Below are 21,047 nucleotides of genomic sequence, written 5' to 3'. Positions count from 1 at the left end.
CCCGTGGGTAATTTATGAAAATGATTGAAGTGGTTGCCGCCATTATCGAACGGGATGGCAAAATTTTACTCGCACAACGCTCCGCCCATAGCGATCAGGCGGGGTTATGGGAGTTTGCCGGTGGCAAAGTCGAACCGGATGAAAGTCAGCCACAGGCGCTGGTACGGGAATTGCGCGAAGAACTGGGCATTGACGCAACGGTTGGTGAATATGTTGCCAGCCATCAGCGGGAAGTGTCTGGCCGGATTATCCATCTTCATGCCTGGCACGTACCGGACTTCCACGGTACGTTACAGGCACACGAACATCAGGCGCTGGTCTGGTGTCTGCCAGAGGAAGCATTGCAATATCCGCTGGCTCCTGCTGATATTCCACTACTTCATGCGTTTATGGCTTTACGCGCCGCCAGACCAGCGGATTGGTGCTAATGGTTTTGTCATCCCGCTGGCATTGCAGCAGTATCCCCTCCGCTTTAATCACTGCGCCCTCCGAATAATTTTGATCCTGATAAACGCAGCACTGGTTACAGGGCTGCGCTGATTGCCCGCCAGAACTAAACACCTCCGGCGGCACATTCACTTCCACATCCGGACGATATTGCGGGTTAGCCAGCGCAAATAATGGAAATACCAACGCTACGGCGAGTAATGCTCGACTCACAGGAAACTCCTTATTTTTCGTTGCCTCTGGTTCTGATAACGGTAACCAGGCGGGAAAACTTTAGCGTCTGGTTGCCGGATGCGGCGTGAACGCCTTATCCAGCCGACGGATCACTCTTGAAAATGCGCCCGGTTTTCCAGGTCTGATAAAACGCACCTGACATTAGGTGACTTTTATAACTACCACACATTATTAATTTGCTTTCCGGTGTCATTTTTTACTTGCTTACCGTCACATTCTTGATGGTATAGTCGAAAACTGCAAAAGCACATGACATAAACAACATAAGCACAATCGTATTAATATATAAGGGTTTTATATCTATGGATCAGACATATTCTCTGGAGTCATTCCTCAACCATGTCCAAAAGCGCGACCCGAATCAAACCGAGTTCGCGCAAGCCGTTCGTGAAGTAATGACCACTCTCTGGCCTTTTCTTGAACAAAATCCAAAATATCGCCAGATGTCGTTACTGGAGCGCCTGGTTGAACCGGAGCGCGTGATCCAGTTTCGCGTGGTGTGGGTTGATGATCGCAATCAGGTACAGGTTAACCGCGCCTGGCGTGTCCAGTTCAGCTCCGCCATCGGTCCGTATAAAGGTGGTATGCGTTTCCATCCGTCCGTAAACCTCTCCATTCTTAAATTCCTCGGCTTCGAGCAAACCTTTAAAAATGCCCTGACCACCCTGCCGATGGGCGGTGGTAAAGGCGGCAGCGATTTCGATCCAAAAGGGAAAAGCGAAGGCGAAGTGATGCGTTTCTGCCAGGCGCTGATGACCGAACTGTACCGTCACCTGGGTGCAGATACCGACGTTCCGGCGGGCGATATCGGCGTTGGTGGGCGTGAAGTCGGCTTTATGGCGGGGATGATGAAAAAGCTCTCCAACAATACCGCCTGCGTCTTCACCGGCAAGGGGCTATCTTTTGGCGGCAGTCTGATTCGCCCGGAAGCTACCGGTTACGGCCTGGTTTATTTCACGGAAGCGATGCTGAAACGCCACGGTATGGGTTTTGAAGGAATGCGTGTTTCCGTTTCTGGCTCCGGCAACGTCGCCCAGTACGCTATCGAAAAAGCGATGGAATTTGGTGCTCGCGTGGTTACAGCATCAGACTCCAGCGGCACCGTGGTTGATGAAAGCGGATTCACGAAAGAGAAACTGGCGCGTCTTATCGAAATCAAATCCAGCCGCGATGGTCGCGTGGCAGATTACGCCAAAGAATTTGGTCTGGTCTATCTCGAAGGCCAACAGCCGTGGTCTGTGCCGGTGGATATCGCCCTGCCATGCGCGACCCAGAACGAACTGGATGTAGACGCCGCGCACCAACTTATCGCTAATGGTGTTAAAGCGGTGGCGGAAGGGGCAAATATGCCAACGACCATCGAAGCGACTGAACTGTTCCAGCAGGCAGGTGTACTGTTTGCACCGGGTAAAGCAGCTAATGCTGGCGGTGTAGCAACATCGGGGCTGGAAATGGCGCAAAACGCTGCGCGTCTGGGCTGGAAAGCCGAGAAGGTTGATGCGCGTTTACACCACATTATGCTGGATATCCACCACGCCTGTGTTGAACACGGTGGTGAAGGTGAGCAAACCAACTACGTGCAGGGCGCGAATATTGCAGGTTTTGTGAAGGTTGCGGATGCGATGCTGGCGCAAGGCGTGATTTAAGTCATCAGGCGTTTGTGCCGGATGCGGCGTGAACGCCGCATCCGGCCTACAAAAATCTACTACATCAGACCTTTATGTTATCGCTCCACTGCCCGCGTCTTCTGATGGCGGGCTTTTTTTCACCGCTCGCTTGCGTGGTGAAGCCTTTTTCTTCTCTTCTCCACTACCCGGTGCCACTATGCCGCGAAACTGCCGCACTGGCGTACGTTTTGCCTGATCAATCAATTGGTAAAGCGTCCCCACCAGCGGCTGCATAAAGTCCTGGTAGCGACATTGCTTTTCGCTGATTTGCGTCAGCACCGATTCCCAGTGTGCCGTCATGTCCGGTCGTGTCGCCATCTCTGGCAGCGAATGGAATAACGCTTTTCCGGCGTCGGTGGAGTGGATATAGCGCCCTTTTTTGGTCAGGAAACCACGCTTGAACAGCAGTTCAATAATCCCGGCACGCGTTGCTTCTGTCCCCAGGCCATCGGTCGCACGAAGGATCTTTTTCAGATCTTTGTCCTGCACAAAGCGCGCGATCCCGGTCATCGCTGAAAGCAGCGTTGCATCGGTGAAATGACGTGGTGGCTGAGTTTGCCGCTCTACCACTTCACCTTTTTCACACAATAACTCATCGCCTTTCGCTACCACCGGCAGCGGTGTACCATCGTTTTCTTCATCACGCTCTTTGCTGCCTAACAGCGTGCGCCAGCCTGCCTCAGCAAGAAAACGGGCTTTAGCGACAAATTTGCCTTTGGCAATGTCCAGTTCGATAACACATTTGCGGAACACCGCATCCGGACAGAACTGCATCAAATACTGACGGGCAATCAGGTTATAGACCTTCGCTTCGTTCTCCGTCAGGTTGATGGCAGAACTCCGCGCGGTTGGGATGATGGCGTGGTGTGCATCGACCTTTTTGTCATCCCAGCAGCGGTTGCGTAAATTCGGATCAACCACCGGCTGCGGCAGGAGATCCGGTGCATGAACGCTGATAGCATTCATCACCGCCTGACGTCCGGCAAAATGTTCTTCCGGCAAATAACGACAATCGGAACGCGGATAAGTGATCAGTTTGTGCGTTTCGTACAGCTTCTGGCAGATATCAAGTACGTTCTGCGCACTCAGACCAAAGCGTTTTGCCGCTTCAATCTGCAACGCCGAAAGCGAAAACGGCAACGGCGCGGATTCTGATTCCCGTTTATCGTTATAACTGGTGACAATAGCCGGTTGACCGCTGATGCGGTTGACCACATGCTCCGCCAGCGGACGATGCAACAAGCGCCCTTCTTCATCCTGGTACGGCTCACACGCTTCGCTCGGTTGCCAGATAGCGGTAAATCGCTCATCGGCAGGCGTCACTATATGCGCTTTGACCTCATAGAAATCTTTCGCCACGAAGTTTTCAATTTCTTCGTCGCGGCGCACCACCAGCCCGAGCACAGGCGTCTGCACGCGTCCAACGGAAAGTACGCCCTGATAACCCGCATTGCGACCGAGAATGGTGTACGCGCGGGTCATATTGATGCCGTATAACCAGTCGGCACGCGCTCGCGCCAGCGCAGAAACGCATAGCGGCACAAACTCGCTATTGGAACGAAGACGATCGATCGCCCGTTCAACCGCCTGCGGGTTCAGATCGTTAATCAAGCAACGCTGCACCTGCTGGCGCTTTTCCGGTTCCAGTTGCAGGTAATCCAGCACTTCATCCACCAGCAATTGCCCTTCGCGATCCGGGTCTCCGGCATGAACAATTTCGCTGGCTTCATGCAGAAAGCGTTTGATGACGTTAAGTTGTTTGGTCACGGAGGGGCGTGGCTGTAATTGCCACTTTTCCGGGACAATGGGGAGATCGGCCAGGTTCCAGCGCGCATAGCGACTGTCGTAGGCGTCTGGCTGCGCCTGCTCAAGCAGGTGACCAATACACCAGGTCACCACCTGACCGTTACCGCACTCGATAAAGCCATCGCCTTTACGGTGCGGTTTGGGCAGGACATCAGCAATAGCGCGCGCCAGACTCGGTTTTTCGGCAATAAATAACCGCATTGAATTAACGGATCTCAACCATGGCACGACCGCCGCGCGCAGGCACCAGTTCGCCAATCGCCGTCAGTTCGATACCAAATTCAGCAGCGGTAGCTTTTACTTCGTTTTCAGCCTCTGGCATTACCGCCAGCAGCAGACCGCCGGAAGTTTGCGGATCGCACAGCAGATCGCGCACTTCACGCGGCATTTCACCCATCAGATGACCATAGCTGGCAAAGTTGCGTTCGGTGCCGCCAGGTACTGCGCCCAGCTTAATGTACTCTTCCACGCCCGGCAGTTTCGGGATCGCGTCATAGTCGACACGTGCCTGTACGCCTGCGCCCTGACACATTTCGCTCAAATGCCCCAGCAGACCAAAACCAGTCACGTCAGTCATCGCTTTTACGCCTTCGATGTTGGCAAAGGACGCGCCTGCGATGTTCATCCGGCACATCACTTCCGTCGCCAGTCCCTGATGTTCCGGTTTCAGGAGTGATTTTTTCTCCGCAGTGGTAAGAACGCCAATCCCCAGCGGTTTCGTCAGGAACAGTTTACATCCGGCTTGTGCGGTACTGTTTTTCTTCACCCGCTCAGTTGGAACGATCCCCGTTACCGCCAGACCGAAAATCGGTTCCGGCGCGTCGATGGAGTGACCGCCAGCCAGCGCAATACCCGCCTGACGACATGCGTAGCGACCACCTTCGGTGACTTCGCGAGCAATTTCCGGGGACAGTTTGTTAATCGGCCAGCCGAGGATCGCAATTGCCATAATCGGTTTGCCGCCCATCGCGAAGATATCGCTGATGGCGTTAGTCGCCGCAATGCGACCAAAATCGAAAGGATTATCAACAATCGGCATAAAGAAGTCGGTGGTGCTGATAACGCTGGTGCCATTGCCCAGATCGTACACCGCCGCATCGTCGCGGGTTTCGTTACCCACAAGCAAATTCGGATCAACAAACTTCGCCTGCTCGCTGTGCAGGATAGTTTCCAGCACTTTTGGGGAAATTTTACAGCCGCAACCGGCTCCGTGGCTGTATTGGGTCAAACGAATCGAGTTCTCGCTCATGGACATCTCCTGTCAATGCAATCCGGGTATGGTAACCCTCATTCCGTGAAGTGATAAGTGAGAGTGTCTGAATTACTGCGCCTTTGCTCACAATCCACACAGTTTTGCCGTTTTTATCAAAAATAAGTCACAAACGGTGTCGGGTCCGGAATGTTTATCGACGTTGACGCTTTCAGTTGTGGCGTACCGAGATAGAGAAATCCGACAATTTTATCCTGCTCGCGACAGCCGAATGCGTCACGCACCACCGGGCTTTCAGTTAATACGCCACTGCGCCAGATGCCGCCAAAGCCCTGGGCAACCGCCGCCATTTGCATTGCCATAACCGCGCAACCCGCCGACATTTCCTGCTCCCAGCGCGGGACTTTATGATTTTCTTCGCATTTCGCCACCACTGTTATGATGAGCGGCGCCCGGAACGGCGCATTACGCGCTTTGTCGATTGCTTTTTCATCGCTACCGGCAGCAATCGCCCCCTGTTCCAGAACGGCGCTGAAACGCTCACGCCCTTCCCCTTCAATCACAAAGAAATGCCACGGTTGCATGGATTTATGGTCTGGCGCACGCATACCCGCGCGCAGGATATTTTGCAGCTGCTCACCCGTTGGCGCTGGCTCAGCCAGACGGGAGGCGCTACGGCGGTTGATCAATAGTTCGAGTGCATCCATTTGATTAACTCCTGTCATGATGTTTATTCACAAAATTAACACGAGAGTGGATTTTGTTACAGCACAGTCCATGATTCCTGCTGACAAGTGCCGGTTGGGTCATTACGATAACCACATCACTTGCACCTGCAACAGGTGTAACTTTTAGTCTGGGAGAATACATGCGAACCCTTTGGCGATTTATTGCCGGATTTTTTAAATGGACGTGGCGTCTGCTGAATTTCGTCCGTGAAATGGTACTTAACCTGTTCTTTATTTTTCTCGTGCTGGTTGGCGTTGGGATCTGGATGCAGGTCAGCGGTGGTGATTCGAAAGAAACCGCCAGTCGTGGCGCACTGCTGCTTGATATTTCTGGCGTGATCGTCGATAAGCCCGACAGTTCGCAGCGGTTTAGTAAGTTAAGTCGTCAGTTGCTTGGTGCCAGTTCCGATCGTCTGCAGGAAAACTCGCTGTTTGATATCGTCAACACCATTCGTCAGGCGAAGGACGACCGAAATATCACCGGTATCGTGATGGATCTGAAAAACTTCGCGGGCGGCGATCAGCCTTCCATGCAGTACATCGGCAAAGCTCTGAAAGAGTTTCGTGACAGCGGTAAACCGGTTTATGCCATTGGCGAGAACTACAGTCAGGGGCAGTATTATCTTGCCAGTTTCGCCAATAAAATCTGGCTTTCCCCGCAAGGTGTGGTCGACCTACATGGCCTTGCCACCAACGGTCTGTACTACAAATCGTTGTTGGATAAGTTAAAAGTTTCCACTCATGTGTTCCGCGTTGGTACGTATAAATCTGCCGTTGAACCGTTTATTCGTGATGACATGTCGCCCGCAGCCCGCGAAGCCGATAGTCGCTGGATTGGTGAGCTGTGGCAAAACTATCTTAATACCGTTGCCGCTAACCGCCAGATCCCTGCCCAGCAGGTATTCCCTGGGGCGCAAGGTTTGCTTGATGGTTTAACCAAAACTGGCGGCGATACCGCGAAGTATGCGCTGGATAACAAACTGGTGGATGCGCTGGCGTCAAGTGCCGAAATCGAAAAAGCCCTGACCAAAGAGTTCGGCTGGAGTAAGGCGGATAAAAATTATCGCGCCATTAGCTATTACGATTACGCACTGAAAACTCCGGCAGATAGCGGTGATGGCATCGGTGTAGTGTTTGCCAATGGTGCAATTATGGATGGCGAGGAAACTCAGGGGAATGTAGGCGGTGATACCACTGCGGCACAAATCCGCGATGCTCGTCTTGATCCAAAAGTGAAAGCGATTGTTCTGCGCGTTAATAGCCCTGGCGGCAGCGTTACGGCCTCTGAGGTGATCCGCTCTGAACTGGCAGCAGCCAGAGCAGCGGGCAAACCTGTGGTTGTGTCAATGGGCGGCATGGCGGCATCCGGCGGCTATTGGATCTCCACTCCGGCTAATTACATTGTGGCTAACCCCAGCACCCTGACCGGCTCTATTGGTATTTTCGGCGTGATTACTACCGTCGAAAACAGTCTGGATTCGATTGGTGTTCATACCGATGGCGTCTCAACTTCACCGCTGGCGGATGTTTCCATCACTAAAGCACTGCCGCCGGAAGCGCAGCAGATGATGCAGTTAAGCATTGAGAATGGCTACAAACGCTTTATCACGCTGGTTGCCGATGCGCGCAAATCGACGCCGGAACAGATTGATAAAATCGCTCAGGGGCATGTCTGGACTGGTCAGGATGCGAAAGCTAACGGTCTGGTCGATAGCCTCGGTGATTTCGATGATGCGGTCGCAAAAGCGGCAGAACTGGCAAAACTGAAGCAGTGGCATCTGGAATATTACGTCGATGAACCGACCTTCTTCGACAAAGTGATGGACAACATGTCAGGTTCTGTCCGGGCGATGTTGCCAGATGCGCTCCAGGCCATGTTACCTGCCCCACTGGCTTCGGTAGCCTCTACCGTGAAAAGCGAAAGCGACAAGCTGGCAGCGTTTAACGACCCGCAAAACCGTTATGCGTTTTGCCTGACCTGCGCCAACGTGCGTTAATTTCTGTAAATATGTGGCCGATATGCTGTCGGCCACATTCCTGAACCGGACTGTCTTTCACTCCCACCCTCCATTACATTGCCTTGCTCATTTAGCATCTGATAAGGAGTCATCAGTGAATAAGGCACCCTCTTTAATTGCCGCTATTGTCCTCGGACTGGGGATCAGCGCCTGTGGTTATTTCGTCGGCGATGGTGTTAAACATTTAAAGACCAACAACCGCTATGTAAACGTGCGGGGGCTTTCGGAAAAAGAAGTTCGCGCAGATACGGCAGAATTAACAATTGCGATTAACTTTAAAGGTAATGTTCCCGGCGAGCTTTTCCCAAAACTGGAAGACGCACAGAAAAAAATTGTTGCCGAACTCAACGCTCAGGGGATTAACGACAAAGAGATAAACCTCGGTCAGTGGACCAGTAAACGAACGGATTCCTTTTATCTCAAAGATGATCCCACAATGCCACGCTATAACGCCGACGGCTCCGTTACGATAAAAACTCATAACGTTGCTGCTGTCGAAAAAGTTGTCGCTAAATTAAATGAACTGCAAGTTGCTACGGATGGCGCTATCGCCGAGAGCAAAGTCGCCTATCGCTTTAATGGTATTGGCGCACTGCGCGCTGAGATGATTGCTGCCGCCACCAAAGATGCACGCAACGCAGCATTACAATTTGCAACGGACTCAGGTAGCCAGGTAGGTTCCATTAGCGATGCATCACAAGGCGTATTCCAGATCTTCGCCAGTGGCAGTGACGAAGATGATCCTACGGCGATTAATAAAACAGTGCGCGTAGTCACGACCGTAACCTATGCGTTGCAGGATTAACCACTTTTATCCGGCGGGACGCCAGTTCCTCTGTTCCGCCGTACTTTTCTCATATCCACAGAGTATCCAGGTGCGCTCCCCCTGCCTCACGTATATACTTTTGCTCTTTCTACATCATTCATATCAATATCATGCAAAAGAAATCTATCTATGTCGCCTACACGGGCGGGACCATCGGGATGCAGCGTTCCGAGCAGGGTTATATTCCGGTGTCAGGTCATTTGCAACGCCAACTGGCGCTGATGCCGGAGTTCCATCGCCCGGAGATGCCAGATTTCACTATTCATGAATATACACCGCTGATGGATTCTTCTGATATGACGCCGGAAGACTGGCAGCATATTGCTGAAGATATTAAAGCGCACTATGACGACTATGATGGTTTTGTCATTCTGCACGGCACCGATACGATGGCCTATACCGCTTCTGCGCTGTCGTTCATGCTGGAGAACCTCGGCAAACCGGTCATTGTGACAGGGTCACAAATTCCCTTAGCCGAATTACGCTCTGACGGACAAATCAATTTGCTGAATGCGCTGTATGTTGCGGCGAATTACCCGATCAACGAAGTAACACTCTTTTTTAATAACCGTCTGTATCGCGGTAACCGCACAACCAAAGCCCATGCCGATGGTTTTGATGCCTTTGCGTCACCAAATCTTCCCCCATTGCTGGAAGCCGGTATTCACATCCGTCGTTTAAATACGCCCCCAGCACCGCACGGCGAAGGTGAACTGATCGTTCATCCGATCACCCCACAACCGATCGGTGTGGTAACAATTTATCCGGGGATTTCTGCTGACGTTGTGCGTAATTTCCTCCGCCAACCGGTGAAGGCGTTGATTTTGCGCTCATATGGCGTGGGCAATGCGCCGCAAAACAAAGCCTTCCTGCAAGAATTACAAGAGGCCAGCGATCGCGGTATTGTGGTGGTCAACCTGACACAATGTATGTCCGGTAAAGTGAACATGGGGGGTTACGCTACCGGTAACGCCCTCGCCCATGCCGGGGTTATTGGCGGCGCGGATATGACTGTAGAAGCCACATTAACCAAACTGCACTACCTGCTTAGCCAGGGACTGGATACCGAAACCATTCGTAAGGCCATGAGCCAAAACCTGCGCGGCGAACTGACGCCGGATGATTAAGGAGACTGCAATGCCCCATCGCGCCCTGTTACTGGTCGATTTACAAAATGATTTCTGTGCTGGTGGCGCGCTCGCCGTACCGGAAGGTGACAGCACAGTGGATGTTGCTAACCGCCTTATTGACTGGTGCCAGTCGCGCGGAGAAACGGTTATTGCCAGTCAGGACTGGCACCCGGCTAACCATGGCAGTTTTGCCAGCCAGCACGGTGTAGAACCTTATACGCAGGGGCAACTCGACGGCCTGCCGCAAACTTTCTGGCCTGAACACTGTGTGCAGAACAGTGAAGGCGCACAATTACATCCGTTACTGAATCAAAAAGCGATCGCCGCTGTGTTCCATAAAGGCGAAAACCCTTTAGTTGACAGTTACAGTGCTTTTTTTGATAACGGACGTCGACAGAAAACCGCGCTTGATGACTGGTTGCGCGATCATGAAATCGATGAATTGATCGTTATGGGTCTGGCTACCGACTATTGCGTGAAGTTTACCGTGCTGGACGCATTGCAGGCAGGTTATAGCGTGAACGTGATTACCGATGGCTGTCGCGGCGTGAATATCCAGCCACAGGACAGCGCGCACGCGTTTATGGAGATGTCAGCCGCTGGGGCAACGCTATACACGCTGGCGGACTGGGAAGAGACGCAGGGATAATTTTACGCTGGCCTACAATTCTGTACTGCCGTTGTAGGCCAGATAAAGTGCGTCAGCGGTGCATCTGGCATGTTGGTTGTTAAATCAAACAACCAACACGCGACAGTAAAGATTATCCCCTTCCTTCATAAACGCTCTACAAAGGGGAGAATTCATTCACTTAAACATGACTATTGGTTTTGCCGTGATACCAAAATCTTCTTTCAACTGTTGTTTGCTCTTCATGACCATCTGACCGTTCGTATCGATAGTCATATGCTGCGCATCGGTATTGTTTCGCGCTTGCCACAGCATCACCAGTTGCAAACAGTTCTCTTTTTGTTCTTCGGTCAATGCAACACCATCTGGCCATTTACCCAGTTCAACGGCTGTCGATAAACGCTGGTAAACCTCAGGCGTCATGCTGTTGATTATTTCATCAAGATTCATAATTTTCCCGCTCCTGTGGAATAAGTTGCTGAATCGTTTTTTCAACCGTTGATTTCTTCGCCATTTTCGTCATCAGTAAAGCGCAACGATGCCGAGTTAACACAATAACGTTCGCCTGTGGGTTGTGGACCGTCGGGAAAAACATGGCCCAGATGAGCATCACAGTTTCCGCAACGAATTTCTATCCGCTGCATTCCATGTGACAAGTCTTTGATATAACGGATTGAATCTTCACTCACCGGCTCATAAAAACTGGGCCAGCCACAGCCTGAATCATACTTGGTTTGAGAATGAAACAGAGGGGCGTCGCAGATCAAACAGTGGTAAATGCCGTCGCGCTTATTATGCAATAAACGTCCAGTAAATGGCGGCTCCGTCCCGTGATTCTGTGTCACGTAAAACTGCATCTCGGACAAATTTTTTTTCAGTTCTTCTGCCGAAGGTTTGTTAGCCATTTGCTCACATCTCACTTTAATCACGCTCACATTACGTGACTTATTCTAACAAAACATTAACACCAACTCGCAAAATTTTGTTCTAAACTTGATCTCAACGAAATGGCAGCACTTAAAACGTGATAAAAATCACATTTTTATCGTAATTGCCCTTTAAAATTCTGGGCGCCGACCCCATGTGGTCTCAAGCCCAAAGGAAGAGTGAGGCGAGTCAGTCGCGTAATGCTTAGGCACAGGATTGATTTGTCGCAATGATTGACACGATTCCGCTTGACGCTGCGTAAGGTTTTTGTAATTTTACAGGCAACCTTTTATTCACTAACAAATAGCTGGTGGAATATATGACTATCAAAGTAGGTATCAACGGTTTTGGCCGTATCGGTCGCATTGTTTTCCGTGCTGCTCAGAAACGTTCTGACATCGAGATCGTTGCAATCAACGACCTGTTAGACGCTGATTACATGGCATACATGCTGAAATATGACTCCACTCACGGTCGTTTCGACGGCACCGTTGAAGTGAAAGACGGTCATCTGATCGTTAACGGTAAAAAAATCCGTGTTACCGCTGAACGTGATCCGGCTAACCTGAAATGGGACGAAGTTGGTGTTGACGTTGTCGCTGAAGCAACCGGTCTGTTCCTGACTGACGAAACTGCTCGTAAACACATCACCGCTGGTGCGAAAAAAGTGGTTATGACTGGTCCGTCTAAAGACAACACTCCGATGTTCGTTAAAGGCGCTAACTTCGACAAATATGCTGGCCAGGACATCGTTTCCAACGCTTCCTGCACCACCAACTGCCTGGCTCCGCTGGCTAAAGTTATCAACGATAACTTCGGCATCATCGAAGGTCTGATGACCACCGTTCACGCTACTACCGCTACTCAGAAAACCGTTGATGGCCCGTCTCACAAAGACTGGCGCGGCGGCCGTGGCGCTTCCCAGAACATCATCCCGTCCTCTACCGGTGCTGCTAAAGCTGTAGGTAAAGTACTGCCAGAACTGAATGGCAAACTGACTGGTATGGCGTTCCGCGTTCCGACCCCGAACGTATCCGTAGTTGACCTGACCGTTCGTCTGGAAAAAGCTGCAACTTACGAGCAGATCAAAGCTGCCGTTAAAGCTGCTGCTGAAGGCGAAATGAAAGGCGTTCTGGGCTACACCGAAGATGACGTAGTATCTACCGATTTCAACGGCGAAGTTTGCACTTCCGTGTTCGATGCTAAAGCTGGTATCGCTCTGAACGACAACTTCGTGAAACTGGTATCCTGGTACGACAACGAAACCGGTTACTCCAACAAAGTTCTGGATCTGATCGCTCACATCTCCAAATAAGTTGAGATGACTTTGTGATCTAAAAAGAGCGACTTCGGTCGCTCTTTTTTTTACCTGATGAAATGAAGTTAAAGGACTGCGTCATGATTAAGAAAATTTTCGCCCTTCCGGTCATCGAACAAATTTCCCCTGTCCTCTCCCGTCGTAAACTGGATGAACTGGACCTCATTGTGGTCGATCATCCCCAGGTAAAAGCCTCTTTTGCATTACAGGGCGCACACCTTCTCTCATGGAAGCCTGCGGGTGAAGAAGACGTTCTGTGGTTGAGCAATAACACTCCGTTCAAAAATGGCGTCGCCATTCGCGGTGGCGTGCCAGTTTGCTGGCCGTGGTTTGGTCCGGCAGCACAACAAGGTCTGCCTGCGCATGGTTTTGCCCGTATTCTGCCGTGGACGCTGAAATCGCATAGTGAAGATGCCGATAGCGTGACACTGACTTTCGAACTGACGCAAAGCGACGAGACGAAAAAATACTGGCCGCACGACTTTACACTGTTAGCGCATTTCCGCGTGGGTGAAACCTGTGAAATCGATCTTGAATCGCACGGCGAATTTGAAACCACCTCTGCCCTGCATACCTACTTTAACGTGGGTGATATTGCTAAGGTAAGCGTCAGTGGTCTGGGCGATCGCTTCATTGATAAAGTGAATGACGCGAAAGAAGATGTACTGACCGACGGTGTTCAGACCTTCCCTGATCGTACCGATCGCGTGTATCTGAATCCGCAAGATTGCAGTGTGATTAATGACGAAGCGTTGAATCGTATTATTACCGTTGGTCACCAGCATCATCTGAACGTCGTCGGTTGGAACCCAGGCCCGGCTCTTTCAGTCAGCATGGGCGATATGCCAGATGATGGTTACAAAACCTTTGTCTGCGTAGAAACCGCTTACGCTTCTGAGGCACAAAAAACGACCAAAGAGCAACCTTCACATCTGGCACAATCCATTCGCGTTGCGAAACATTAATTTGTGCTAGTTTTATATGCCGGGTGCGATGCATCCGGCATTTCCCAACATCACACCATATCCAGCGCAGTTTTACCTTTTGGTGCCGGATACGCTTCATCCAGCATGGCTAATTCCTCTGACGAAAGCACAACCTCAAGCACAGCTGCATTTTGTTGAACATGCGCGATAGTTGCCGCTTTTGGAATCGCCATCACGCCCTGATGGCTGATTACCCACGCCAGCAATACTTGTGCCGCGCTGATATTGTGAGCTTGCGCAATTTCATTGACCACCGCGTTTTTTAGCAGCCCATTGCGCAACCGCCCGGCCTGGGCTAACGGACTGTAAGCCATCACTGGCATCTGCTGTTGCTGGCACCAGGGGAGTAGATCATACTCAATCCCTCGTGAGCCGAGATGATAAAGCACCTGATTAGTGGCACACTGATTTCCTCCCGGCACCTGCCAGAGATCCTGCATGTCAGAATAATCAAGATTAGAAACACCCCAGCGACGGATTTTGCCCTGAGCGAACAGTTTTTCCATCGCTGCGACAGTCTCTTCAAAAGCGAAACTGCCAGACCAGTGTAATAAGTAGAGATCGAGATAATCCGTATTGAGTCGGCGTAAACTGGCTTCACATGCGTTAATCGCTTTTTGTCCGCCGGCATTCCACGGATAGACTTTAGAGACGAGAAAGACTTTATCACGCAGACCGGTTAATGCTTCACCGACCACCTTCTCGGCACCGCCATCGGCATACATTTCGGCGGTATCAATGAGGGTTAAACCGAGGTCAATGCCCGCGCGTAGTGCAGCTACTTCGGTTTTGCGCTGGCTGGCGTCTTCGCCCATATACCATGTTCCCTGCCCTACGGCTGGCAGTGAGACATCGCCACTAAACGGAATCATTTTTTGTTGCATTGTTTCCTCCAGGTTTTTGCCCCACCGTAATGCAAAACAGGGCGTGACGCCCTGTTTTTATGCACAAAATGCCCTGGAAAGATGCATTATCAGAATTTGTAGGTGATCCCGGTCGAAATCAGACCCGTCCAGGATTTATCCACCATCGGGCTGTCGGTAACTTCATCAGACAGACGGGTGTAGCGTGCGGTGCCGTAAACACTCCAGTCGCCGAGGAAGTTGTAGCTGGCACTCAGCTCCAGGTAAGGACTCCAGCTGTCATTCGGGTTATAGCCACGCAGACCGCTGCGAGCGGATTCTTTGCGCGATACGCCATAATAGTATTCGTTATGGTTTTCGCTGTTCCACTGCACACCGATACCCGGAGTCACGGTCAGGCCGCCGTTGGTGTAACGGTACAACCAGGCCATATCCCACACGATACCGTTGCTGTTATCCAGTGTGTCGCCTGCCAAAGTGGTACGCAGATAACCGTACTGGGTAAAGTGTGCGTAGGACAGACCGGCCATCATGGTGCTCTTACGGTCATCCAGGTGGCGCATTTGGTGATCGCCACTGTCTTTGGCTTTGAAGTAAAGCGGCGACCAGTAAGCGGTAATTGAAAGTTTATCCGTTGCGTCATTCCACAGGTAGTAACCACCACCTAAGCCACGGAACCAGAAGTTATCGCCTTCATAGTTGATTACCGGTACTGGGTAAACATCGGTATCGTAATCTTTATAGGGGTGTTCAACGACACCTACGCCTGCGCCCAGGGAAAAACCTTCAGCGTGCGCTACGCCTGCAGACGTTGCGATAAGCACTCCAAGTGCCAGAAGTTTGAGTTTGGTCACAATTAATCATTCCTTAAACAAATGTTTAGCGGGCGACAAAGTTTACCCGTCAATACATCGAAACCCAACCTTTTTACATTTTCATTTCTAAAGGTAACTGTTTAATTTTCCTGACGCTGATGACATCGGGCTTACACCTGAATGAATTTTGCGTTACTGGCGGCAATATTCTTTACATTAATTATGCAATTTTTATGGATGAGTTGTTGATATGCCATTGAAATCCAGAAAGCCATGCAGGCAAGTTTTCCATTTGCCATCTACGCTTAATTTTGAAGGTGTATCACCGGGCACGTTGTTCTCGCAGTCGGTAAGATGGCATGAGAGTTGCTGTGTTTTAGCAAGAGACGTCGTTCAGTTTACCTCTTCCGGGAGCCTCTACTATTCATATGAACGGCTCTTAACCTGTGCTAAAAAACGAAAGGACGGCATACCATGAATATATTCGATCACTATCGCCAGCGATATGAAGCTGCCAAGGACGAAGAGTTCACACTGCAGGAGTTTCTTACCACTTGTCGGCAAGATCGCAGTGCTTATGCCAACGCGGCTGAGCGGCTATTGATGGCTATTGGTGAGCCGGTCATGGTCGATACGGCCCAGGAACCCAGACTTTCTCGACTCTTTTCCAACCGGGTCATTGCACGTTATCCAGCGTTTGAAGAGTTTTACGGCATGGAAGACGCGATTGAACAGATTGTCTCTTATCTGAAACACGCGGCTCAGGGGCTGGAAGAGAAGAAACAAATCCTGTATCTGCTGGGGCCTGTAGGTGGGGGTAAATCATCGCTTGCTGAGCGACTGAAATCATTAATGCAGCTCGTGCCTATTTATGTATTGAGCGCCAACGGTGAACGCAGCCCGGTCAACGATCATCCGTTCTGTCTGTTCAATCCACAGGAAGATGCGCAGATCCTGGAAAAAGAGTATGGCATTCCTCGCCGTTATCTCGGCACCATCATGTCGCCGTGGGCTGCGAAACGTCTGCATGAGTTTGGTGGCGACATCACTAAATTCCGGGTTGTGAAGGTCTGGCCGTCTATTCTGCAACAAATTGCCATCGCCAAAACGGAACCCGGCGATGAGAATAACCAGGACATCTCCGCGCTGGTAGGGAAAGTCGATATTCGTAAACTCGAACACTACGCGCAGAACGATCCGGACGCCTATGGTTATTCCGGTGCGCTGTGCCGTGCAAACCAGGGGATCATGGAATTTGTCGAGATGTTTAAAGCACCGATAAAAGTGCTGCATCCCCTGTTGACCGCTACCCAGGAAGGTAACTACAACGGGACGGAAGGTATCTCCGCCCTGCCGTTCAACGGGATTATTCTCGCCCACTCGAACGAATCCGAATGGGTCACTTTCCGTAATAACAAAAACAACGAAGCCTTCCTCGACCGTGTTTACATCGTGAAGGTGCCGTATTGCTTGCGCATTTCCGAAGAGATCAAAATCTACGAGAAACTGCTTAATCACAGTGAATTGACCCACGCCCCATGCGCGCCAGGTACGCTTGAAACGCTGTCACGTTTTTCCATTCTTTCGCGTCTGAAAGAGCCAGAAAACTCCAGCATTTATTCAAAGATGCGCGTTTACGATGGCGAAAGCCTGAAAGATACCGACCCGAAAGCAAAGTCGTATCAGGAATATCGTGATTACGCAGGCGTCGATGAAGGGATGAACGGTCTGTCCACGCGTTTCGCATTTAAGATCCTCTCTCGCGTGTTCAACTTCGATCACGTGGAAGTGGCGGCTAACCCGGTTCACCTGTTCTACGTTCTTGAACAGCAGATTGAGCGCGAGCAGTTCCCGCAAGAGCAGGCAGAACGCTATCTGGAGTTCCTGAAAGGTTATCTGATCCCGAAATATGCCGAGTTTATCGGCAAAGAGATCCAGACGGCTTATCTCGAATCCTATTCCGAATATGGGCAGAACATTTTCGACCGTTATGTCACCTATGCGGATTTCTGGATCCAGGATCAGGAGTATCGCGACCCGGATACCGGGCAGTTGTTTGACCGCGAATCTCTTAACGCCGAGCTGGAGAAAATTGAAAAACCGGCGGGGATCAGCAATCCGAAAGATTTCCGCAACGAGATTGTCAACTTCGTGCTGCGCGCCAGGGCGAATAACAGCGGACGCAATCCGAACTGGACCAGCTACGAAAAACTGCGCACGGTTATCGAGAAGAAAATGTTCTCCAATACCGAAGAGTTGTTGCCGGTCATTTCGTTTAACGCCAAAACCTCAACCGACGAGCAGAAGAAACACGACGATTTTGTCGACCGTATGATGGAAAAAGGCTACACCCGTAAACAGGTGCGTTTACTGTGCGAATGGTATTTGCGCGTACGTAAATCGTCTTAACAACAACGGCCCGGTGTACATGTTACCGGGCCGACAACGACAGCGAACCGCAGGCCGGATAAGCGAAGCGCATCCGGCAATACAGGTGCAGCATACAGTTGGCAAATGCAGTACGGGGGGCATATGACCTGGTTTATTGACCGGCGTCTGAACGGCAAAAACAAAAGCATGGTGAATCGCCAGCGTTTTTTACGCCGTTATAAAGCGCAAATCAAACAGTCGATCTCCGAGGCCATCAATAAGCGTTCGGTGACCGACGTCGACAGCGGCGAGTCCGTTTCTATCCCAACGGAAGATATTAGCGAACCGATGTTTCATCAGGGGCGTGGCGGCCTGCGCCATCGCGTTCATCCGGGCAATGACCATTTTGTACAGAATGATCGAATTGAACGTCCCCAGGGCGGCGGCGGTGGCTCCGGCAGTGGTCAGGGTCAGGCCAGTCAGGATGGTGAAGGTCAGGATGAATTTGTCTTCCAGATTTCGAAAGACGAATATCTCGACCTGCTGTTTGAAGATTTAGCCTTACCCAATCTGAAACAAAACCAGCAACGCCAGTTGACCGAATATAAAACGCATCGGGCAGGCTACACCGCTAACGGCGTTCCTGCCAATATCAGCGTGGTGCGTTCATTGCAGAACTCACTGGCGCGACGTACCGCGATGACCGCAGGCAAGCGGCGGGAACTTCATGCTCTGGAAGAAAATCTGGCCATCATCAGCAACAGTGAACCTGCGCAATTGCTGGAAGAGGAACGGCTGCGCAAAGAGATTGCCGAATTACGCGCCAAAATTGAACGTGTTCCGTTCATCGACACCTTCGATTTACGTTACAAGAATTATGAGAAACGCCCCGATCCCTCCAGTCAGGCGGTGATGTTTTGCCTGATGGACGTTTCCGGGTCGATGGATCAATCCACAAAAGATATGGCCAAACGTTTTTATATATTGCTGTATCTGTTTCTCAGCAGAACATACAAGAACGTCGAAGTCGTTTATATCCGCCACCATACCCAGGCGAAAGAAGTTGATGAACATGAGTTTTTCTACTCACAGGAAACTGGCGGCACCATTGTTTCCAGCGCCCTGAAACTGATGGATGAGGTAGTGAAAGAGCGTTATAACCCGGCACAGTGGAATATCTACGCTGCACAAGCGTCGGACGGCGATAACTGGGCTGATGACTCTCCGCTTTGCCATGAAATTCTGGCGAAAAAATTGTTGCCCGTTGTTCGTTATTACAGCTATATCGAAATTACCCGCCGCGCTCATCAAACATTGTGGCGGGAATATGAGCATCTGCAATCTACTTTCGAAAACTTTGCGATGCAGCATATCCGCGATCAGGATGATATTTATCCTGTGTTCCGCGAGCTATTCCATAAACAAAATGCAACTACTAAAGACTAAAACCATCAGCCGGGTCATTATTGCCTGGCTGATTTTTAGCTCACTGTAAATTAATTCATTTATTACATACGTTAGTTTACAATTTCTTTAAATATGTCGGCATCAGCTTTACAGAATTTAGTTCCATAAAAAAATCATTCAGAAAAAATAATTCTGTTAACACGTTTTTTTTCAGGGGTATTCTTTAATTATTTTTTTATCGATAAGGAAATTTGATCCTGGTCAAAACTATATATCTCTGCCATCAATAAAATCCAGCACTCACATTGCTCTCCTTTTTATGGTTTCTATGGGTACACAAAAATTAAAAGCTCAAAGCTTTTTTATTTTCAGCTTATTACTGACATTAATTTTATTTTGCATCACCACTTTATATAACGAAAACACCAATATAAAACTCATCCCACAGATGAATTACCTGATGGTTGTTGTGGCTTTATTTTTCCTCAACTCCATCATCTTTCTTTTCATGCTAATGAAATATTTCATTAAGCGTGATATTTTCCCAACACTCATTTTAAGTCTTGCTTTTTTAAGTGGGCTTTTCTATTTAACTGAAACCATTTTCATTATTCATAAGCCTATCAATGACAGCACACTTATTCAGACGAAGTCGAATGATATTTCCATATTATATCTATTTCGTCAGCTAAGTTTCATTTGCTTAACCGCACTGGCTCTCTACTGTTATGGACGAAATAGCATCCTGACGAACAACAAGAAAAAAACCTGTATCTTGTTGCTGGCGCTGATACCTTTTATATTTTTCCCTTTTCTGGCACACAACCTGAGCAGCTATAATCCTGACTACTCTTTGTATGTCGTAGATTATTGTCCGGATAGTCATACGGCGAGCTGGGGAATTAACTACACCAAGATTTTGGTTTGTCTGTGGGCGTGTTTACTGTTTTTTATTATCATGCGTACACAATTAGCAAGCGAGCTGTGGCCGTCAATTGCATTATTATGTCTGGCATCGCTCTGCTGTAACTTGTTACTACTGACTCTGGATGAATATAATTATACTATCTGGTATATCAGTCGTGGCATTGAGGTTTCGAGTAAACTGTTTGTTGTCACCTTCTTGATATATAATATATTTCAGGAACTACAACTTTCCAGCAAATTAGCGGTTCATGATGTACTGACCAATATTTATAACCGTCGTCACTTTTTCAACAGTGTAGAGTCATTACTCTCTCGCACTGTTGTGAAGGATTTTTGTATTATGCTGGTAGATATTAACCAGTTCAAACGCATAAATGCTCAATGGGGCCATCATGTGGGCGATAAAGTTCTGGTTTCCATTGTCGATATTATCCAGCAAAGTATCCGCCCCGATGACATATTCGCACGTCTGGATGGTGAAGTGTTTGGCTTGCTATTTACCGAATTGAATACCGCCCAGGCAAAAATTATCGCCGATCGGGTGCGTAAAAATGTCGAGCTCCTGACCGGTTTTAGTAATAGATATAATGTCCCTGAACAAATGACCATCAGCATTGGCTGTGTTTTTTGCACGGGTGATACGCGTAATATCTCGCTTGTCATGACGGAAGCAGATAAAGCGTTATGTGAGGCGAAAACCGATGGCGGCAACAAAGTGATTATTCATTATATTTGAGTGC

At 49.8% G+C, this 21,047-nt stretch carries 19 protein-coding genes; 11 read left to right on the top strand and 8 right to left on the bottom strand.

Annotation, left to right across the window (positions count from 1 at the left end):
- Nucleotides 1–14: 14 nt before the first annotated feature.
- Complete coding sequence (nudG, locus tag HEN21_RS00560) at nt 15–428, top strand: CTP pyrophosphohydrolase (RefSeq protein ID WP_016158145.1); 414 nt, start codon at nt 15–17, stop codon at nt 426–428.
- Here the strand turns inward: nudG and HEN21_RS00555 are convergent.
- Nucleotides 388–660: a YnjH family protein gene (locus tag HEN21_RS00555; RefSeq protein ID WP_105286872.1), complete on the bottom strand. Its 273-nt coding sequence runs from the start codon at nt 658–660 to the stop codon at nt 388–390. The genes nudG and HEN21_RS00555 overlap by 41 nt on opposite strands.
- A gap of 323 nt (nt 661–983) precedes the next feature.
- On the opposite strand from HEN21_RS00555, the gene gdhA reads away from it, so the two are divergent.
- Nucleotides 984–2,327, top strand: a complete 1,344-nt coding sequence (gene gdhA, locus HEN21_RS00550; RefSeq protein WP_000373052.1) for an NADP-specific glutamate dehydrogenase — start codon at nt 984–986, stop codon at nt 2,325–2,327.
- 72 nt (nt 2,328–2,399) lie between these two features.
- Here the strand turns inward: gdhA and topB are convergent, their stop codons facing one another.
- The 3 genes from topB to HEN21_RS00535 all read right to left on the bottom strand — a co-directional run bounded on the left by topB (nt 2,400) and on the right by HEN21_RS00535 (nt 6,071).
- The gene (gene topB, locus HEN21_RS00545; protein ID WP_176252708.1) at nt 2,400–4,355 is read right to left on the bottom strand and encodes a DNA topoisomerase III; all 1,956 of its coding nucleotides are present in this window, start codon (nt 4,353–4,355) and stop codon (nt 2,400–2,402) included.
- 4 nt (nt 4,356–4,359) lie between these two features.
- The gene (gene selD / locus HEN21_RS00540; RefSeq protein ID WP_001298241.1) at nt 4,360–5,403 is read right to left on the bottom strand and encodes a selenide, water dikinase SelD; all 1,044 of its coding nucleotides are present in this window, start codon (nt 5,401–5,403) and stop codon (nt 4,360–4,362) included.
- 116 nt (nt 5,404–5,519) lie between these two features.
- On the bottom strand, nt 5,520–6,071 hold the full coding sequence (locus tag HEN21_RS00535; RefSeq protein ID WP_105286875.1) for an NAD(P)H nitroreductase: 552 nt from the start codon (nt 6,069–6,071) through the stop codon (nt 5,520–5,522).
- Between the two features lie 161 nt (nt 6,072–6,232).
- On the opposite strand from HEN21_RS00535, the gene sppA reads away from it, so the two are divergent.
- From sppA to pncA, 4 genes are all read left to right on the top strand, one after another.
- Nucleotides 6,233–8,089: a signal peptide peptidase SppA gene (gene sppA, locus HEN21_RS00530; protein ID WP_001259800.1), complete on the top strand. Its 1,857-nt coding sequence runs from the start codon at nt 6,233–6,235 to the stop codon at nt 8,087–8,089.
- Nucleotides 8,090–8,204: 115 nt separating this feature from the next.
- Nucleotides 8,205–8,915, top strand: coding sequence for an SIMPL domain-containing protein (locus tag HEN21_RS00525; RefSeq protein WP_001030439.1), 711 nt, complete (start codon nt 8,205–8,207; stop codon nt 8,913–8,915).
- Between the two features lie 131 nt (nt 8,916–9,046).
- Complete coding sequence (ansA, locus tag HEN21_RS00520; RefSeq protein ID WP_001170164.1) at nt 9,047–10,063, top strand: asparaginase; 1,017 nt, start codon at nt 9,047–9,049, stop codon at nt 10,061–10,063.
- Nucleotides 10,064–10,073: 10 nt separating this feature from the next.
- Nucleotides 10,074–10,715, top strand: a complete 642-nt coding sequence (gene pncA, locus HEN21_RS00515; protein ID WP_176252709.1) for a bifunctional nicotinamidase/pyrazinamidase — start codon at nt 10,074–10,076, stop codon at nt 10,713–10,715.
- Nucleotides 10,716–10,871: 156 nt separating this feature from the next.
- On the opposite strand, the gene HEN21_RS00510 is transcribed toward pncA, so the two are convergent.
- Together HEN21_RS00510 and msrB are read right to left on the bottom strand one after the other, a co-directional pair.
- A complete protein-coding gene (locus tag HEN21_RS00510) occupies nt 10,872–11,144 on the bottom strand; it encodes a YeaC family protein (RefSeq protein WP_010349494.1) in 273 nt (90 codons plus the stop codon).
- Between the two features lie 41 nt (nt 11,145–11,185).
- On the bottom strand, nt 11,186–11,599 hold the full coding sequence (gene msrB / locus HEN21_RS00505; RefSeq protein ID WP_001284609.1) for a peptide-methionine (R)-S-oxide reductase MsrB: 414 nt from the start codon (nt 11,597–11,599) through the stop codon (nt 11,186–11,188).
- Nucleotides 11,600–11,940: 341 nt separating this feature from the next.
- Here msrB and gapA point away from each other — a divergent pair, with 341 nt between their 5' ends.
- Both gapA and HEN21_RS00495 read left to right on the top strand, forming a co-directional pair.
- Complete coding sequence (gene gapA, locus HEN21_RS00500) at nt 11,941–12,936, top strand: glyceraldehyde-3-phosphate dehydrogenase (RefSeq protein ID WP_000153502.1); 996 nt, start codon at nt 11,941–11,943, stop codon at nt 12,934–12,936.
- 83 nt (nt 12,937–13,019) lie between these two features.
- On the top strand, nt 13,020–13,904 hold the full coding sequence (locus tag HEN21_RS00495) for a D-hexose-6-phosphate mutarotase (protein ID WP_176252710.1): 885 nt from the start codon (nt 13,020–13,022) through the stop codon (nt 13,902–13,904).
- Nucleotides 13,905–13,954: 50 nt separating this feature from the next.
- Here the strand turns inward: HEN21_RS00495 and yeaE are convergent, their stop codons facing one another.
- Entirely contained in the window at nt 13,955–14,809 is an 855-nt protein-coding gene (gene yeaE, locus HEN21_RS00490; RefSeq protein WP_176252711.1) for a methylglyoxal reductase YeaE, read from the bottom strand.
- A gap of 89 nt (nt 14,810–14,898) precedes the next feature.
- Nucleotides 14,899–15,642, bottom strand: a complete 744-nt coding sequence (mipA, locus tag HEN21_RS00485) for a scaffolding protein MipA (protein ID WP_000163764.1) — start codon at nt 15,640–15,642, stop codon at nt 14,899–14,901.
- Between the two features lie 435 nt (nt 15,643–16,077).
- On the opposite strand from mipA, the gene yeaG reads away from it, so the two are divergent.
- From yeaG to HEN21_RS00470, 3 genes are all read left to right on the top strand, one after another.
- A complete protein-coding gene (yeaG, locus tag HEN21_RS00480; RefSeq protein WP_001019882.1) occupies nt 16,078–18,012 on the top strand; it encodes a protein kinase YeaG in 1,935 nt (644 codons plus the stop codon).
- Nucleotides 18,013–18,135: 123 nt separating this feature from the next.
- A complete protein-coding gene (locus HEN21_RS00475; protein ID WP_000219690.1) occupies nt 18,136–19,419 on the top strand; it encodes a YeaH/YhbH family protein in 1,284 nt (427 codons plus the stop codon).
- A 280-nt stretch (nt 19,420–19,699) separates the two neighbouring features.
- Nucleotides 19,700–21,043: a sensor domain-containing diguanylate cyclase gene (locus tag HEN21_RS00470; protein ID WP_123058449.1), complete on the top strand. Its 1,344-nt coding sequence runs from the start codon at nt 19,700–19,702 to the stop codon at nt 21,041–21,043.
- The last annotated feature ends 4 nt before the right edge of the window (nt 21,044–21,047 follow it).

This window comes from Escherichia sp. 93.1518 (assembly GCF_013368915.2).
GTDB lineage: Bacteria > Pseudomonadota > Gammaproteobacteria > Enterobacterales > Enterobacteriaceae > Escherichia > Escherichia ruysiae.
The sequence above is the reverse complement of the archived record's forward strand: the minus strand, read 5'-3'. Positions and strand labels throughout refer to the sequence as shown.

What these genes read in the sequence shown, in the direction of transcription:
- HEN21_RS00535 (WP_105286875.1), bottom strand. Translation starts at nt 6,071, where the DNA reads ATGGATGCACTCGAACTATTGATCAACCGCCGTAGCGCCTCCCGTCTG.
- pncA (WP_176252709.1), top strand. Translation starts at nt 10,074, where the DNA reads ATGCCCCATCGCGCCCTGTTACTGGTCGATTTACAAAATGATTTCTGT.
- HEN21_RS00495 (WP_176252710.1), top strand. Translation starts at nt 13,020, where the DNA reads ATGATTAAGAAAATTTTCGCCCTTCCGGTCATCGAACAAATTTCCCCT.
- nudG (WP_016158145.1), top strand. Translation starts at nt 15, where the DNA reads ATGAAAATGATTGAAGTGGTTGCCGCCATTATCGAACGGGATGGCAAA.
- yeaE (WP_176252711.1), bottom strand. Translation starts at nt 14,809, where the DNA reads ATGCAACAAAAAATGATTCCGTTTAGTGGCGATGTCTCACTGCCAGCC.
- HEN21_RS00510 (WP_010349494.1), bottom strand. Translation starts at nt 11,144, where the DNA reads ATGAATCTTGATGAAATAATCAACAGCATGACGCCTGAGGTTTACCAG.
- selD (WP_001298241.1), bottom strand. Translation starts at nt 5,403, where the DNA reads ATGAGCGAGAACTCGATTCGTTTGACCCAATACAGCCACGGAGCCGGT.
- gapA (WP_000153502.1), top strand. Translation starts at nt 11,941, where the DNA reads ATGACTATCAAAGTAGGTATCAACGGTTTTGGCCGTATCGGTCGCATT.
- yeaG (WP_001019882.1), top strand. Translation starts at nt 16,078, where the DNA reads ATGAATATATTCGATCACTATCGCCAGCGATATGAAGCTGCCAAGGAC.
- sppA (WP_001259800.1), top strand. Translation starts at nt 6,233, where the DNA reads ATGCGAACCCTTTGGCGATTTATTGCCGGATTTTTTAAATGGACGTGG.
- HEN21_RS00475 (WP_000219690.1), top strand. Translation starts at nt 18,136, where the DNA reads ATGACCTGGTTTATTGACCGGCGTCTGAACGGCAAAAACAAAAGCATG.
- topB (WP_176252708.1), bottom strand. Translation starts at nt 4,355, where the DNA reads ATGCGGTTATTTATTGCCGAAAAACCGAGTCTGGCGCGCGCTATTGCT.
- HEN21_RS00470 (WP_123058449.1), top strand. Translation starts at nt 19,700, where the DNA reads ATGGTTTCTATGGGTACACAAAAATTAAAAGCTCAAAGCTTTTTTATT.
- gdhA (WP_000373052.1), top strand. Translation starts at nt 984, where the DNA reads ATGGATCAGACATATTCTCTGGAGTCATTCCTCAACCATGTCCAAAAG.
- ansA (WP_001170164.1), top strand. Translation starts at nt 9,047, where the DNA reads ATGCAAAAGAAATCTATCTATGTCGCCTACACGGGCGGGACCATCGGG.
- msrB (WP_001284609.1), bottom strand. Translation starts at nt 11,599, where the DNA reads ATGGCTAACAAACCTTCGGCAGAAGAACTGAAAAAAAATTTGTCCGAG.